The organism is Caulobacter sp. GW821-FHT09A05 (assembly GCF_059418465.1).
Map to the genome: position 1 here is coordinate 1 of NZ_JBWKPX010000004.1, position 15,945 is coordinate 15,945.

Here is a 15,945-nt window from a genome sequence, read left to right on the forward strand (position 1 = left end):
AGTCCAGCCGGCCGGCCACGTCGCGCCAATAGCCCTCCGGATCGGCCTCCACCCGCGCCAGCGCCGCCTCATAGCCGCCGGCGTCGATATGGGCCTTGCCCGCCCAGTCGTCGGGAACCGGATATTCGGGCGACGAGAAGGCCGCCAGGCTTCCTTCACGCTCGGCCGCGCGCCGGAACGGACCGGCGGCTTCCATGGTCTTGGCCATGAATGGGTGTCCCTGCTTGGTGACGACGTCGTGGGGCGTCGATCGCGCCGACGCCCCGTGCGTGGAAGGAGGCTAGAAGAAGCCGAGCTTGTCGGGGCTGTAGCTGACCAGCAGGTTCTTGGTCTGCTGGTAGTGGTCCAGCATCATGCGATGGTTCTCGCGCCCGATGCCCGATTTCTTGTAGCCGCCGAACGCGGCGTGGGCCGGATACTGGTGATAGCAGTTGGTCCAGACCCGGCCGGCCTGGATGGCGCGGCCCGCGCGATAGGCGGTGTTCATGTCGCGCGACCACACCCCGGCGCCCAGGCCGTACTCGGTATCGTTGGCGATGGCGATGGCCTCTTCCAGGGTCTTGAAGGTGGTGACCGCCAGCACCGGACCGAAGATCTCCTCCTGGAAGATCCGCATGTCGTTCGTGCCCTTGAACACCGTCGGCTTGACGTAGTAGCCGCCGGCCAGGTCGTCCTCGAGCACCGCCTGGTCGCCGCCGGTCAGCACCTGCGCGCCTTCGTCCTTGCCCAGCTGCAGATAGCCCAGGATCTTCTTCAGCTGCTGGCTGGAGGCCTGGGCGCCGACCTGGGTGCCGGGGTCCAGCGGATCGCCTTGCCGGATCGCTTCGACCCGTGCGATCGCCTTCTCGATGAAGGCCTCGTAGATGTCCTCGTGGATCAGGGCCCGGCTGGGGCAGGTGCAGACCTCGCCCTGGTTCAGGGCGAACATCGCAAAACCCTCCAGCGCCTTGTCCAGGAAGGCGTCGTCGGCGTCCATCACGTCCTTGAAGAAGATGTTCGGCGACTTGCCGCCCAGCTCCAGCGTGACGGGGATGACGTTGCGGGTCGCGTATTCCATGATCTTCTGGCCGACGGCGGTCGAGCCGGTGAAGGCGATCTTGGCGATGCGCGGATTGGTGGCCAGCGGTTCGCCGACCTCCATGCCGGTCCCCGAGACGATGTTCAGCACGCCCGGCGGCAGCAGATCCTGGATCAGCTCGATCACCACCAGGATCGAGGCCGGCGTCTGCTCCGCCGGCTTGAGCACGATGCAGTTGCCCGCCGCCAGGGCCGGGGCGATCTTCCAGGCGGCCATCAGGATCGGGAAGTTCCACGGGATGATCTGGCCGACCACGCCGAGCGGCTCGTGAAAGTGGTAGGCGACCGTATCGTGGTCAAGCTCGGAAATACCGCCTTCCTGGGCGCGGATGCAGCCGGCGAAGTAACGGAAATGATCGATGGCCAGCGGGATATCGGCGGCCAGAGTCTCGCGCACCGGCTTGCCGTTGTCCCAGGTCTCGGCCTCGGCGACGGCCTTGAGGTTGGCCTCGATCCGGTCGGCGATCCGGTTCAGGATCACGGCCCGTTCGGTGACGCTGGTCCTGCCCCACGCGTCCTTGGCGGCGTGGGCCGCGTCGAGCGCCAGCTCGACGTCGGCCGCGTCGGATCGCGCCACTTCGCAAAGGACCTGGCCGTTCACCGGGGACGTGTTCTCGAAATAGCGGCCGTTGACCGGCGCGACCCACTGGCCGCCGATGAAGTTGTCATAGCGCGGCTTGAACTGAGGGGTCACGGCGCGGACGAATTGCGGCTTGGTCATCAAAGCCTCCTGGTTTCCTCGGGCGTCGATTGTCGACGTCTTTGGAAACCAGGCTCCGCCCGCCAGGATGGAAACACCAGACCGCCCCTCGATGCTGCGACGCAAACCTGTCGCAGGATTGCGACAGTCGCCTCAGTGCGGTTCGCTGGCCAGGCCGAGCCGATGAAGCTTGCGATGCAGGGTCGCCCGGCTGATCCCCAGCGCGCGCGCCGCCGCCGAGACGTTGCCGCCGCTCAGGGCCAGGGCGCGGCGCACGGCTCCCCGCTCGGCCTCGAGGAGATCGCCTTCGACCGAGCCGGGACCCAGCACCTCCGAAGCCGCCAGTTGCCCGGCGATACGCTCGTCGGTGATCGCCAGCGCTAGGCGCGCGGCCCGGGTGGCCCCGATGACGAGGTCGTCCCGATCCACGGCCAGCAGCGCGGCGGCGTTGCGCTCGGCCGCCTCGCCGGCCAGCACGATCCGCGCCGTGGCGAAGGCCTGGCGGAAAGACTGGGCCTCGATGGCGCGTGCCGCGTCCGCTACCGCGGCGGCGATCAGGCCCAGCATGCCGGCGGTGGCGTCGGCCCGGCAGGACGAGACGTCCAGCAGACCCGCCAGCCGCCCCTGCGGATCGTGGATCGGGTGGCTGACACAGCTGAGCGCGGTGTTGCGGGTATGGAAGTGCTGTCCGCCGTGGATGGTGAGGGGGCGGTGTTCGACCAGGGCCGTGCCGATGCCGTTGGTGCCCTCGACCGCTTCGGACCAGACCGCGCCGGGCCAAAGGCCCCAACGACGAAAAAGCGCGTCATCGGCCGCCGCGCCCCGGCGCTCGATGGGCACACCGTCGGCATTGGTCAGCAGCACGCAACATCCGGTGTCGCCTATGGCGAGAAACAGCCGATCGAGCACGCCCTGCGCGGCCCGCGTCATCGGCTCCATGGCCTGGCGCGCCTGATGCAATTGCGTCTCGGTCAGGGTCTGGGGGCCGCCGGCGTCCTCGGGATCAAGCCCATGCAGCGACATCGATCGCCGCCAGGACGCGGCCAGGGCCGAACTCGCTGGGCTGGCGGCGTCGTCCAGCGCCTGTTTGATCCGGCTTCCGTGCCCCCCTCTGGATCTCTCGTCCATGCTGGTGCTCTCCCGCCCCCTTTCGTCCATGGTCGCGCCCGGCGCGGCCAAACGTCAATGAGACCTTCTGTCAGAAAGGCGCGTCGTGATCCCGACCGCGGCCCCCTCGCCCCACAAGCCTTTGTACAGCGCTCTCGCGCGCCCGGTCTGCGAGACCAGGCGCGCTTGGGCTTTGCCAAGACAAAGTTCGGCTGGACAACGGTTCACGCGACGCGCCTGGGGGCAAGCGCGCCTAGAACTTGCGGCTGACGCCGACCGACGCGACGATCGGGTCAAGGTTGACCTTGGCCTTCAGCGCGCCGCCGTTGATCTTGGCGTCGGTGTCGAACCACACTTTCTTGACGTCGGCGTTCAGCGACCAGGGTCCCTTGACCGCCACGTCGACCCCCGCCTGCAGCGCGTAGCCGAAGCCGTCGTCGACCTTCACCTTGAAGCCGTTCTTGTCCTTGCCGCCGTAGAACAGCATGTAGTTGATCCCGGCCCCGACATAGGGGCTGACCCGGGCGGCCGGCAGCGGGTGATATTGCAGGGTCACGACCGGCGGCAGCACCCAGGTCTTGTGGGTCAGGACGTCCGTGCCCGGGCCCTGCGCACGGATGCTGTGCTGGGTGGTCCCCAGGATCGCCTCGACCGCGACCTTGTCGCTCAGGAAGTAGGTGAAGCCCAGGGTCGGCATCACGTCGTCGCCGACATGGGCCTTCAGGCCGGTGGCCGCCCCGGCGCCGGTCAGGATCGCCGCGTCCTTGTCGGGCGCCACCTCGCTCAGGCGAAGATGGACGATCAGGTCGCCCTTCGCCTTGGGCTGGAAATCCTCGGCGTGGGCCACACCCATCGACAGCTCGGCGGCGACCGCCGCTACAAACAGGAGCTTTTTCACAGTCTATCCCCATTTCATCGCAACTCACTCTCAGCAGTGGTTGCCTGGGCTTGTTCTAGAGGATACGCCGATCCTTAAACTTGACCTGCGTCATAAATCCGAAAATCTATACCGCGCGCGAAAATCGCTGCTGAACATTCGAGTGGCGATCGAACACCTGGGCCACGACCCGTACGAAGGGTCGCCCCAGGGCCGTCACGACGACCCGACCGCCGTCGACCCCGACCAGGCCGTCCGCCTGCAGGGCCGACAGCCTTCGCAGGTCGGCGGCGAAGGCGGAGCGGTCCTGGCCATGCCGCGCGGCCACCGCGTCCAACTCGACGGAACCGTCGCACATCAGCCGCTCGATTACCTCACCGCGCAGGCGATCCTCATCGGTCAAGATCAGGCCGCGGGCGACCGGCAGCCGGCCCGCGTCGAGATCGGCGCGCCAGGCCAGTTCGCCGACGTGGTTTTGCACGAAGCCCTGCGGCAGGCGGCCGATCGACGAGGCGCCCAGCCCGATCAAGGTCGGATACGGGTCGCTGGTGTAGCCCTGGAAATTGCGCCGCAACGCGCCCTGGCAGAGCGGATCGCTCGGCAGGGCGAAGTGGTCCAGGCCGACCGCCACGTAACCGGCGGCCAGCAGGCGTTCGGCGGCGGCCAGGCTCTGCTCCAGGCGCTCCTCGGCGCCGGCCAGCACGCTGGCGTCGATCAGCTTTTGATGGGCCTTGGCCCATGGCACATGGGCGTAGCCGAACAGGACGATGCGCTCCGGGCGCAGGGTAAGCACCTTGTCGAGGGTGGCGACGACGTCGGCCTGGCGCTGGCGCGGCAGGCCGTACATCAGGTCGAGATTCACCGAGGCGACGCCCGCCTGGCGCAACCACCCGACCGCGCGCTCGACCACCTCGAACGGCTCGACCCGGTTGACGGCCTGCTGGACATGGGGCGCCAGGTCCTGGACGCCGAGGCTGGCCCGGGTCAGGCCATGGAAGGCCGCGGCCTTCACCCAGCTTTCGGTCAGGACGGCGGGATCGAGTTCGGCGGAAATCTCCACGCCCGGCCGGAACGGGAAGACGTGGCGCAGGGCGGCGAACAATCGCACCAGGTCGTCGCGCGACAGCATGTTGGGCGTGCCGCCGCCCAGGTGCACGGCGCCGGCCCCCATCCGGCCCGGCAGGCGCCGCTCGACCAAGATCAGTTCCTCGATCAGCCCCTGGACGTAGTCGGAGATCAGTTCGGGCTTGCGCACCACCCGGGTGTTGCAGCCGCAGTACCAGCACAGGCGCGCGCAGAACGGCACGTGGACATAGAGCGACACCGGATCGGCCGGATCCAGGGCCGACAGCCAATCGCCGTAGACCTGGCCGTCCACCGACGGTCCAAAGTCCAGGGCGGTGGGGTAGCTGGTGTACCGTGGAGCGCGCTGGTCGTAGCGCTCGAGCAGCCGCAGGCGCTGCGAGGCGGCGGGGTGGGGATGGCGCTCACACGGCGTCGAGAGGGTCATGGCGGGTCTCCAGTCGCCGTGAGAAGACCCGTCGGCTGGGCGCTTCGCCGTGATCTGGATCAATCGGGCGGCGGCCTGTCGTCGAGATGGTCGTAGAGCACGCGGGCCGCGTCGCCCTTGGGGTCGTCGTACTGGCCCGCCCGCATGGTCCACAGGAAGGCCGCCAGGCCCAGGGCGCCCAGCCCGATCGAGCACGGCGCCAGGAACAGGATGATGTTCATCGCCGCCATCCCGGACGCAGGGCGTTGAGCAGAACGACCATCGAGGAGCCCGACATCGCCAGGGCCGCGATGAACGGATTTACCAGGCCCGCCATGGCGGCGGGCATGGCCACCAGGTTGTAGGCAGCGGAGAAGGCGAAGTTCTGCAAGGCGCGCGCCCGGGCCGAGCGGGCCACGCCGACCGCCGTGGCGACCGCCGCCAGGCCCTCGCCGGTGAACACCAGGTCGGCGGCGTTCTGCGCCGCGTCGACGGCCGCGCCCGGCGCCATCGAAGCATGGGCGCGGGCCAGGGCGGCGGCGTCGTTGAGGCCGTCGCCGACCATCAAGACCTTGCGATTCCGCGCCTTGAGCGTGTCGATCGCCTCCACCTTGTCGAAGGGCGTCAGGCCCGCGCGCCAGTCGGCGATACCCAACGCCGCGGCGATCCTCGAGACCGGCCCAGGCAGGTCACCGGACAGGATTTCGACCGTCAGCCCCAGCGCGCGCAGGTTCGCGACGGCCTGGACGGCGTCGGCGCGGGGCGCGTCCTCGAGGGTGAAACGGATCTTCAGGTCGCCCTCGAAGCCGAACCACAGCTCCGTCTCCGCGCCCTGGGTCTGCTCGACGCCGACGAACGCGGCCCGCCCCAGACGCGCGCGCCGGCCCTGGATGAGCCCTTCGACGCCCTGCCCCACCGTCTCCACGCAGGCCTGCGCCACCAGGCCCACGCCCGCCTCGCGCGCCAGGGCCAGGGCCAGGGGATGGCGCGAGGCGCGGGCCAGCGGCGCGGCCAGGGCGACCAGATGGGCCGGCGCGTCGACCAGGCGCGGGCGCCCCTCGGTCAAGACCCCGGTCTTGTCGAGCACCACGTGGTCGACCTCGGCCAGGCGTTCGAGCGCCGCGCCGGACTTGACCAGCACGCCCCTGCGAAAAAGCCGCGCGCTGGCGGCGATCTGCACCGCCGGCGCGGCCAGGCCCAGCGCGCAGGGACAGGTGACGATCAGCACCGCCGCGGCCCTCAACAGGGCCTCGCGCGGGCCAAGGCCCAGCGACCACGCGCCGACGAAGGTCAGGGCCGCGGCGGCGTGGACGATCGGCACATAGAGCGCCGCGGCCTTGTCGGCCAGACGCACATAGGCCGATCGGCTCTGGGCGCCGGCCTCCATCAGCCGCGCGATCGCCGCCAGGGTGGAGTCCTCGCTGCGGGCGCTGGCGACCATCACTAGCCGCCCGGTCAGGTTCAGGGCGCCGGCGTGCAGCCGCGCGCCCGGGCCGACGGCCGTCAGGGCCGTCTCGCCGGTGATCAGGGCGTTGTCGATGTCCGACACGCCCGCCTCGACCTGGCCGTCGACGGGGATCCTCTGGCCGGGCGGAACCGCCAGGCGGTCGCCCACCCGCACCTGGACCACGGGCACGCCCGACTCCACGCCGTGATGCAGGCGCAGGGCCACGGGCGCCTGCAGGGCCAGCAGGTCCCGCGCCGCCGAGCGGGCGCTGGCTCGCAGGCGGTGGTCCAGATAGCGGCCGATCAGCAGCAGGAAGAGCAAGGTCACGGCCGCGTCGAAATAGGCGTGACGGCCGTGCAGCAGGGTCTCGGAGAAGCTGACGGCCAGGGTGAGGATCACGCCGATCGAGATCGGCACGTCCATATTGGCCTTGCCCCGCCGCAGCGAGGCCCAGGCCGAGCGAAAGAACGGCCGCCCCGCGAACAGGGCGCAGGGCGTGGCGACGATGGCGGCCATCCAATACATCAGCGTCAGGGTCGAGGCGTTCAGCTCCTGGCCAAACAGCCCCGCCCAGGCCGGGACCGTGAACATCATCACGTTGCCGGCGCCAAAGCCCGCCACGCCCAGGGCCACGGCGAGCTCTCGCCCCTCCTGGTCCTGGGCCGCGATGGCCTGGGCCGGATCGAAGAGGGTCGCCCGGTACCCCAGGGCCTCGACCGTCTCCATGATCACGTCCGGCTGGGCGTCCGGGCCCGCCAGGTCGACCGCCAGCTTGCCGGTGGTCAGGTTCAGGCGCGCGCCCGCCACGCCCGGCAGGGCGTCCACGGCCGCCTCGATCTTGCGGATGCAGGCCGCGCACCGCGCGCCGGCGACCAGCAGCTCCAGACGCCCGCCGCCCTCGCCGTCGCGGCGGACGAAGGCCTCCAGGTCCGGGCGGCGCGCCAGGACCGGGCTCACCGACCCGCTCCGGCCGGGGCCACCAGCCGGGTCTCCAGCTCGAGAACGTTCCGATCGTCGCGGGCCGTGGCGCGCAGGTCCCAGGCGCCGTCCAGGCGGGCCCGGGCCTGGTATCGCCCGTCGCCCAGGGGTTCGAAGGCCAGGGTCTGGCGGCCGCTTTCCGTGGCCGGGCGATCGAGCGCCCCGGTCAGGGACAATCGGTCGAGGGGACGGCCGGCGCGATCGACCAGGCGAACCACGACGGCGTCGCCGGCACTCGCGTCGACGGCGGCCGACCAGCCCAGGGCCGCCTCGCGTTCGCGCTGGGCGAGGGTCCTGTTGAACGCCAAGCCCGCCTCGTACGGATTGGAGGCCACCTGGCCGGAGAAGGTGGCGTAGGCCTTGACCATGAAGAAGGCGTCGACGCCGATCACCACGGCGAAGAACGCCACCACCATGGCCAGCACATGCCAGCCGGTCAGGACGGTCTTGCCCGAGGCGATGCCCGGCGCGGCCGGGGCGGATGGGGGGGCGGCGAGCGTCATTGCGGGTTCTCGGCTCCGGAGAGGAAGACGGTCTTGGCCTCGGCGCGCGCGGCGCCGGAGGTGATGACGAACCGCACGGGCGTGCTGGTCGCCAGGGCCGCGTCGGCCGGCGCGGTGACGAAGACCCGCACGGACACGACCTGGTCGGCGGGCGCCAGCACCACGCCGGGATCAGCCGCGCCGCCGGGCCGGCCGAGGCGCGCGCCGGCCACCCCGTCGAAGGCGATGACGAAGCGCTGGTCGAAGAAGGTGCGGTTGCTGATCTTCAGCGTGTAGCCGTCGCGGACCGCCCCGTCGTGCATGCGCACGAAGATCGGATTGCGATCGCGGATGACGTGGAGGTCGACCTTGGGCCGGGCCAGCAGACCCCACAGCGTCAGCCCGCTGACCAGGACGAAGGCCAGGGCGTAATAGAGCGTTCGCGCGCGCACCGGCTTGTAGGCCGCCGCCTGGCCGCGGGCCCGGGCCGCCACCGCCGCATCGGTGTCGTAGGCGATCAGGCCGGTCGGGCGGCCGAGCTTGCCGAGGATCTCGTCGCAGGCGTCCACGCACAGGCCGCAATTGATGCATTCCAGCTGGCTGCCGTCGCGGATGTCGATCCCCATCGGGCAGACGACCACGCATTGCTTGCAGTCGATGCAATCCCCGCGTCCGGCCCAGTCCCGGTCCTTCTTGTGGGCGCCGCGCGGTTCGCCGCGATCGCGAAGATAGGTCACCTGCAGCGAGTGCTCGTCGAGCATGGCCCCCTGGATGCGCGGCCAGGGGCACATGTAGGTGCAGACCTGCTCGCGCATCCAGCCGGCGAAGCCGTAGGTGGTGGCGGTCAGCAGGGCGCAGGAGACGTAGGCCGTCACGGGGGCTTGGCCCGTCCAGAACGTGCGGATCAGGGTCGGGGCGTCATGGAAATAGAAGATCCAGGCCCCGCCCGTGCCGAAGGCTATGGCCAGCCAGGTCAGGTGCTTGCCGCTCTTGCGCCAGGCCTTGTCGAGCGACAGCGGCTGGGCGTCCAGGCGCATGCGGGCGTTGCGGTCGCCCTCGAACAGGCGCTCGACGACGATGTAGAGGTCGGTCCAGACGGTCTGGGGACAGGCGTAGCCGCACCACAGCCGTCCAAACAGCGCCGTCACCAGGAACAGGGCCAGCGCGCCCATGATCATCAGGCCGGTGAAGATATAGACTTCCTGCGGCCACAGCTGGATGTCGAAGAAGTAGAACCGGCGGCCGGTGAAGTCGACCAGCACCGCCTGCTGCGGCAGGTCGCCGGGCCGGGCCCAGCGGATCCAGGGGGTGACGTAGTAGATGGCCAGGGTGGCGATCAGCAGCGCCCACTTGACGGTCCGCCACCGACCATGGACGAGCTTGGGATAGATCGGCTCGCGCGGCTTGTAGAGCCCGCCCCTGGCGTCGCCCCGCCCCTTGGCGCGCGCGGCGGCCGAGACCGCCGCGCGTGCTTGCGCCTTGCCCTCCGACTTGGGCGGCGTGGGGGAACGGGTGCTGTCGATCAGGGTGGGCATGACCCTACTGGCCAGCGTTGGCGTGGACGTAGACGGCCAGCGCCTTGAGGGTTTCCGGGCTCAGCCGGCCGCTCCAGGTGGGCATGACCCCGCCCTTGCCAGCGTAGATCTGGCCGCGAATGTCGGCGCGGCCTTGTCCATAGAGCCAGTCGCGGTCGGTCAGGTTGGGCGCGCCGATGGTCTGGTCGCCCAGGCCCGCGACGCCGTGGCAGCTGGCGCACTGCTCGGCGAACACCGGCGCCGCACGCGCCGCGGCGGCCGCGTCGGCGGGCCGTCCCGACAGCTTGACGACATACTCAGTCAGGTCGTCGATCGTCGCGGCCGACAGCATCTCGTCGCGGCCGAAGGCGGGCATCTGCGACAGGCGCGCGCCCGGTCGGCCGGTGCGCACGCCGTGGGTGATGGTGTCCTGGATGTCCTCGAGCTTGCCGCCCCACAGCCAGGCGTCGTCGCGAAGATTGGGATAGCCCTTGCCGCCGGTGCCGCCAATCCCGTGGCAGGTGGCGCAGTTGTCCCCGAACACCGATTGGCCGACCTGCTGGGCGTAGGCCAAAAGCTTGGGATCGCGCTCGATCTCTTCGAGGCTGGCGGTGCGCAAGGCCCGGGCGCTGGCGCCGCGCTGGGCGTCCAGGACCTTGAGGCTGTCAGCCACGGCGACACGATCGGACGCGTGCAGCAGGCCCCTGGTGTAGCCATGCACGCCCGGCCAGGCCGGCATTGCAACCCAATAGCCGACCGCGAACACCACGCAGGCGGCCCAGATCCACAGCCACCAGCGCGGCAGGGGATTGTCCAGCTCCTTGATGCCGTCCCACTCGTGGCCGGTCGTCTCCACCCCGGTCGGGGCGTCGGTTTCGCGCTCGCTCATCGCAGGTCCCCCTCGTCTTCGAGCGGCAGGCGCGCGGCGCGGCGATATTCGGCCGTCTTGGACGGCCACAGGGCGTAGGCCACCCCGGCCAGGAAGATCAGGCCGAAATAGATCAGCCCTCCCTGCTGGGCGATGCGGGCGACGGTTTCGTAGGTCATGGCGCTACCTTTGGTTCTCGGGCGCTTGGGCCTTGTAGGAACTGAAATCGACCAGGGTCCCGAGCATCTGCAGGTAGGCCACCAGGGCGTCCATCTCGGTGATCTTGTCGGGGTCGCCATCGAAGTCGCGGTTGACCGCCTTGGCGCCGTAGCGCTTTCGCAGGCCGACCGCGCCGGTCGAATAGGGATCGGCCTGGACCTCCAGGTCGGCCTTGGCGTTGGCCAGATCGTCGACCGTGTAGGGCACCCCCACCGCGCGCTGGGCCTTCATCTTGCCGACCAGGTCTCGGTAGTCGAGTTCGGTCTCGGCCAGGAACCTGTAGGGCGGCATCACCGACTCCGGCACCACCGCGCGCGGATCGATCAGGTGGTCGCGATGCCAGGCGTCGGAGTACTTGCCCCCAACCCGCGCCAGGTCCGGGCCCGTGCGCTTGGACCCCCACTGGAACGGGTGGTCGTACAGGCTTTCGGCGGCCAGGCTATAGTGGCCGTAGCGTTCGACCTCGTCGCGCAACGGACGGATCATCTGCGAATGGCACAGATAGCAGCCCTCGCGGACATAGATGTCGCGGCCTTCCAGCTCCAGAGGCGTATAGGGCCGCGTGCCGTCGACCTTCTCGATCGTGCCCTGCAGCCAGAACAGCGGGGCGATCTCGACCAGGCCGCCGATCGAGACCACGACCAGGATGCCGATGATCAGCCACAGGGAGTGGCGTTCGAACTTGGCGTGATGCTTCCAGAGTGACATCGCAAGATCCTCAGGCGGTCGCGAGGGCGGGCGCGGCCGCGACGGCCGGCTCGACGGCGCCGGGCATCCGCGCCGTGCGCCAGAGATTGACGATCATGATCAGGGCGCCGGCCAGGTACATGAGCCCCCCGACCATCCGGATGACGTTCTCGACGTGCTTGGCCGAGACGGTCTCGATGAAGCTGTAGGCCAGGAAGCCCTGTGGCGTGTATTCTCGCCACATCAGGCCTTCCATGATCCCCGAGACCCACATCGCGGCGATGTAGAGAAGGATGCCGGTGGTCGCGAGCCAGAAGTGCCACTCGATCAGCTTGTTGGAATAGATGGCCGGCTTCTTCCACAGCCACGGGACCATGCAGTAGACCGCCCCGAAGCTGATGAAGCCGACCCAACCGAGCGCACCGGAATGCACGTGGCCGATGGTCCAGTCGGTGTAGTGGGAAAGCGCGTTGACCGCGCGGATCGACATCACCGGCCCTTCGAAGGTGCTCATGCCGTAGAAGGCGATCGAGACAACCATCATGCGCACCACCGGGTCGGTGCGCAGCTTGTCCCAGGCCCCCGAAAGGGTCATCAGGCCGTTGATCATGCCGCCCCAGGAGGGCATCCACAGCATGATCGAGAAGGTCATGCCCAGGGTCTGGGCCCACTGCGGCAACGCCGTGTAGTGCAGGTGGTGCGGACCGGCCCAGATGTAGATGAAGATCAGCGCCCAGAAGTGCACGATCGACAGGCGGTAGCTGTAGACTGGGCGCTCCACGCGCTTGGGCACGAAGTAGTACATCATGCCCAGAAACCCGGCGGTCAGGAAGAAGCCGACGGCGTTGTGGCCGTACCACCATTGGACCAGGGCGTCCTGGACGCCGGAGAACACCCCGTAGGACTTGTGGTTCAACAGGCCGACCGGCACGGCGGCGTTGTTGACCAGGTGCAGCAGGGCGATGGTGACGATGAAGGCCAGGTAGAACCAGTTGGCCACGTAGATGTGGGGTTCCCGGCGCTTCCAGATCGTGCCCAGGAACACCAGCAGATAGACGACCCAGACGATGGTCAGCCAGATGTCGACGTACCATTCGGGCTCGGCGTATTCGCGGCCCTGGGTCGCGCCGGCCAGATAGCCGGTGGCGGCCAGGACGATGAACAGCTGGTAGCCCCAGAACACGAACCAGGGGGCGATGCCGCCGGCCAGCCGAGCCTTGCAGGTGCGTTGCACCACCCAGAACGAGGTGGCGATCAGGGCGTTGCCGCCGAAGGCGAAGATCACCCCGGACGTGTGGACGGGCCGCAGCCGTCCGAAGTTCAGCCACCCGGCTTCGGGGAAATAGAAGATCCGCGGCCAGGCCAGCTGGCTGGCGATCACCACCCCGACCAGCAGGCCGACGGCCGCCCAGAACATGGTCGCCACGACCCCGGCCTTGATCACCCCGTCGGCGTAGCGGTCGGGCGCGTCGCGCAAGGTCCCGCCGGCCAGGCCGCCGATCAGGAAGAAGGCGCTGATCACCCCGGCCAGACATGCCAGCCCGGCCTGAAACCGGAAGATCGGATCCTCGGACAGACCCGCCGCCATGATCGCCAGGAAGGCGCACAGGACGGACAGGACCAGGACCGCGCCCGCCCCCTTGGGCGGCGCGGCGACGGTGGCGGACGCGGACATGAAGACTCCCTCGACGTTCGGGGCAATCTCACATGGCCGACGGCGGACAAAATTGACTCCGATCAAAGCCAAGCTTCGAGCATGGCGCGACCTATTGGCCGTCTCGAAAGAGCGCCCATGATCGAAGGTTCGCCCGCCATGCTCTCCATCGTTCGCCCAATCCTGCTGACGGCGCTGGGGCTCGCCGCCGCCGGCGCCTGGCTGGCGGCCCTGGACGCCGCCTGGAACCGCTGGAACGCGCTGGCGCTGGGTCCGATCTGCGGCGAGACGACCGGTTGGGCGCTGCTGCCCGGCCACTGCCCAGCCTGTCCGTCGGCCGTCATCCTGACCGCGCTTCTGGCCCTGACGATCGCCGCGCGGCGCCGGACCGCGCCCCGGAGCGCCTGGCTTGAGCGGCCCGTCCAGGATTGACGGATCGCCGTCAAGGCGCGCGCCCTCCGCCGCCGTCTTGACGTGCGCCAAGAACTCCGGAGCGCTGGCTAGAGCTTGACCGCCCGCAGCCTCAAGGCGTTGGCGATGACGCTGAATGACGACAAGGCCATCGCCGCGGCCGCGAGCTGCGGCGACAGCAGGAGCTTGAAGCTCGGATAGAGCAGCCCGGCCGCGATCGGCACGCCCGCGACATTGTAGACGAAGGCGAACAGCAGGTTCTGACGGATGTTGCGCATCACCGCCCGCGACAGCCGCCGGGCCCGGACGATGCCGACCAGGTCGCCCTTCAGCAGGGTAACGCCGGCGCTTTCGATCGCCACGTCGGCCCCCGCTCCCATGGCGATCCCGACCTCGGCCGCCGCCAGGGCCGGCGCGTCATTGACCCCGTCGCCGGCCATGGCCACCGCCCGACCTTCGGCGCGCAGCCTCTGCACGACCTTGGCCTTGTCCTCGGGCAGAACCTCGGCCTCCACCTCGTCGATGCCGAGCCGCTGGGCCACCGCCAGGGCGGTGGCGCGGTTGTCGCCGGTCATCATCACCAGGCGGACGCCCTGCGCCTGAAGGGCGCGGATCGCTTCCAGCGTCGTCGGCTTGATGGGATCGGCCACGCCCAGCAGGCCGGCCAGCCGGCCGTCGATCGTGGCGAACAGGGCCGTGGTCCCCTGGCCGCCCAGGCGCTCGGCCTCGCCTTGCAGCGAGGTGGTGTCGACGCCCTGCTCGCGCATCAGCCGCGCGCCGCCCAGGGCGATGCGCTGGCCGTCGACCACGCCCAGGACGCCCTTGCCGACCGGGGAGTCGAATTCGCTCGCCTCCGACAGCTTCAGACCGCGCGCCGTGGCGGCGCGCAGAATGGCGTCGGCCAGCGGGTGCTCGCTGCCGCGTTCGAGGCTGGCGGCCAGGCGCAGCAGCTCGGCCGCGTCGAAGCCGGGCGTGGGCAGGATGTCGGTCACCGCGGGCCGCCCCTCGGTCAGGGTGCCGGTCTTGTCGACGACCAGGGTGTCGATCTTCTCGAGCCGTTCCAGGGCCTCGGCGTCCTTGATCAGCACGCCGGCCTGGGCCCCGCGGCCGACCCCGACCATGATCGACATCGGCGTGGCCAGGCCCAAGGCGCAGGGACAGGCGATGATCAGCACCGAGACCGCCGCCACCAGGGCGTAGGACAGCCGCGGCTCGGGACCGATCAGCGCCCAGGCCGCGAAGGCGATCGCGGCGGCGGCGATCACCGCCGGCACGAACCAGCCCGAAACCTGGTCGGCCATGCGCTGGATCGGCGCGCGGCTGCGTTGGGCGTCCGCGACCATCCGCACGATGCGCGACAGCAGGGTGTCGGCCCCGACCTTCTCGGCCCGCATCACGAACGAACCGGTCTTGTTGATCGAGCCGGCGATCACCTTGGCGCCGGACTCCTTGGTGACCGGCATCGACTCGCCGGTGACCAGGGACTCGTCGATCGACGCCCGCCCTTCGGTCAGCTCGCCGTCGACCGGGACCTTCTCGCCAGGCCGCACGCGCAGCCGGTCGCCGACCTGGATCAGGTCGAGCGTGACCTCCTCGTCGGCGCCGTCGGCCCGGATGCGACGGGCGGTCTTGGGGGCGAGGTTGAGCAGGGCCTTGATCGCCCCACCCGTCCGCTCGCGGGCCCTCAGCTCCAGCACCTGGCCGAGCAGCACCAGGACGGTGATCACCGCCGCCGCCTCGAAATAGACCGGAACCGCGCCCGAGGCGTCGCGGAAGGCGGGCGGGAACAGGCCTGGCCGCAGGGCGGCGACCAGGCTGTAGGTCCAGGCCACCCCGACCCCCATGGCGATCAAGGTGAACATATTGAGCCGCCGGGTGACGATCGACGTCCAACCGCGCACGAAGAACGGCCAGCCGGCCCACAGCACCACCGGCGTCGCCAGGGCCAGCTGGACGCCGTTGGAGACCTGCCGGTCGAGCATCATCATCAGGCCGGTCAGATGGCCGCCCATCTCCAGGGCGAAGACCGGCGCGGTCAGGGCCAGGCCGATCCAGAACCGGCGACTCATGTCGGCCAGTTCGGGGTTGGCGCCCGTGTCGGCGGTCACCGCGGCCGGCTCCAGCGCCATGCCGCAGATCGGGCAGACGCCCGGGCCAACCTGGCGGATCTGCGGGTGCATGGGGCAGGTGTAGATCGCGCCCGTCCGCGCCGCGCCCTTGGGACGGGAATAGTGCTCCGGTTCAGCTTCGAACCGGGTCTTGCAGCCGGCCGAACAGAAGACGAATCTTTGGCCGCCCCATTCGGAGCGATACCGCGTCGCCTCGGCGTCGATCGTCATGCCGCAAACCGGATCGACCGCCACGCCGTCCGCCGATGCGTCGTGGCCAGGATAGTCGTGGCGGTGGCCGGCGGGGTCGTGACCTTCATCGCTCAT

General features: G+C 69.8%; 15 protein-coding genes. 1 reads left to right on the forward strand and 14 read right to left on the reverse strand.

Going from position 1 to position 15,945, the window contains the following annotated elements; all coding sequences use genetic code 11:
* The 13 genes from AC07NX_RS04710 to ccoN all read right to left on the reverse strand — a co-directional run.
* A partial coding sequence (locus tag AC07NX_RS04710) for a hypothetical protein (protein ID WP_494639560.1) occupies positions 1–208 on the reverse strand: 208 nt, incomplete at its 3' end.
* Positions 209–280: 72 nt separating this feature from the next.
* Positions 281–1,798, reverse strand: a complete 1,518-nt coding sequence (exaC, locus tag AC07NX_RS04715; RefSeq protein ID WP_494639561.1) for an acetaldehyde dehydrogenase ExaC — start codon at positions 1,796–1,798, stop codon at positions 281–283.
* Positions 1,799–1,930: 132 nt separating this feature from the next.
* Complete coding sequence (locus tag AC07NX_RS04720; RefSeq protein WP_494639563.1) at positions 1,931–2,905, reverse strand: GAF domain-containing protein; 975 nt, start codon at positions 2,903–2,905, stop codon at positions 1,931–1,933.
* A 232-nt stretch (positions 2,906–3,137) separates the two neighbouring features.
* Positions 3,138–3,737: an OmpW family outer membrane protein gene (locus AC07NX_RS04725; protein ID WP_494640020.1), complete on the reverse strand. Its 600-nt coding sequence runs from the start codon at positions 3,735–3,737 to the stop codon at positions 3,138–3,140.
* Between the two features lie 151 nt (positions 3,738–3,888).
* Complete coding sequence (hemN, locus tag AC07NX_RS04730; RefSeq protein WP_494639564.1) at positions 3,889–5,271, reverse strand: oxygen-independent coproporphyrinogen III oxidase; 1,383 nt, start codon at positions 5,269–5,271, stop codon at positions 3,889–3,891.
* Positions 5,272–5,330: 59 nt separating this feature from the next.
* Positions 5,331–5,492 carry a cbb3-type cytochrome oxidase assembly protein CcoS gene (ccoS, locus tag AC07NX_RS04735; protein ID WP_494639565.1) on the reverse strand — a complete coding sequence of 54 codons (162 nt, stop codon included), beginning with the start codon at positions 5,490–5,492 and terminating at the stop codon, positions 5,331–5,333.
* A complete protein-coding gene (locus AC07NX_RS04740; protein WP_494639566.1) occupies positions 5,489–7,654 on the reverse strand; it encodes a heavy metal translocating P-type ATPase in 2,166 nt (721 codons plus the stop codon). Before AC07NX_RS04740 ends, ccoS begins: the two co-directional genes overlap by 4 nt.
* Positions 7,651–8,178 carry a FixH family protein gene (locus AC07NX_RS04745; protein WP_494639567.1) on the reverse strand — a complete coding sequence of 176 codons (528 nt, stop codon included), beginning with the start codon at positions 8,176–8,178 and terminating at the stop codon, positions 7,651–7,653. Before AC07NX_RS04745 ends, AC07NX_RS04740 begins: the two co-directional genes overlap by 4 nt.
* Positions 8,175–9,692, reverse strand: a complete 1,518-nt coding sequence (gene ccoG, locus AC07NX_RS04750; protein WP_494639568.1) for a cytochrome c oxidase accessory protein CcoG — start codon at positions 9,690–9,692, stop codon at positions 8,175–8,177. Before ccoG ends, AC07NX_RS04745 begins: the two co-directional genes overlap by 4 nt.
* Positions 9,693–9,696: 4 nt before the next feature.
* Positions 9,697–10,560 (reverse strand): cytochrome-c oxidase, cbb3-type subunit III, encoded by an 864-nt coding sequence (ccoP, locus tag AC07NX_RS04755; RefSeq protein ID WP_494639569.1) that lies wholly within the window; start codon positions 10,558–10,560, stop codon positions 9,697–9,699.
* Positions 10,557–10,718: a cbb3-type cytochrome c oxidase subunit 3 gene (locus AC07NX_RS04760; protein WP_494639570.1), complete on the reverse strand. Its 162-nt coding sequence runs from the start codon at positions 10,716–10,718 to the stop codon at positions 10,557–10,559. The genes ccoP and AC07NX_RS04760 overlap by 4 nt, the downstream gene beginning before the upstream one ends.
* Positions 10,719–10,722: 4 nt before the next feature.
* Entirely contained in the window at positions 10,723–11,466 is a 744-nt protein-coding gene (gene ccoO / locus AC07NX_RS04765) for a cytochrome-c oxidase, cbb3-type subunit II (RefSeq protein ID WP_494639571.1), read from the reverse strand.
* Between the two features lie 10 nt (positions 11,467–11,476).
* The gene (ccoN, locus tag AC07NX_RS04770) at positions 11,477–13,120 is read right to left on the reverse strand and encodes a cytochrome-c oxidase, cbb3-type subunit I (RefSeq protein WP_494639573.1); all 1,644 of its coding nucleotides are present in this window, start codon (positions 13,118–13,120) and stop codon (positions 11,477–11,479) included.
* Between the two features lie 117 nt (positions 13,121–13,237).
* On the opposite strand from ccoN, the gene AC07NX_RS04775 reads away from it, so the two are divergent.
* Positions 13,238–13,531: a hypothetical protein gene (locus AC07NX_RS04775; protein WP_494639574.1), complete on the forward strand. Its 294-nt coding sequence runs from the start codon at positions 13,238–13,240 to the stop codon at positions 13,529–13,531.
* Between the two features lie 68 nt (positions 13,532–13,599).
* Here AC07NX_RS04775 and AC07NX_RS04780 read toward each other — a convergent pair whose 3' ends face one another.
* Positions 13,600–15,945, reverse strand: a complete 2,346-nt coding sequence (locus tag AC07NX_RS04780) for a heavy metal translocating P-type ATPase (RefSeq protein WP_494639576.1) — start codon at positions 15,943–15,945, stop codon at positions 13,600–13,602.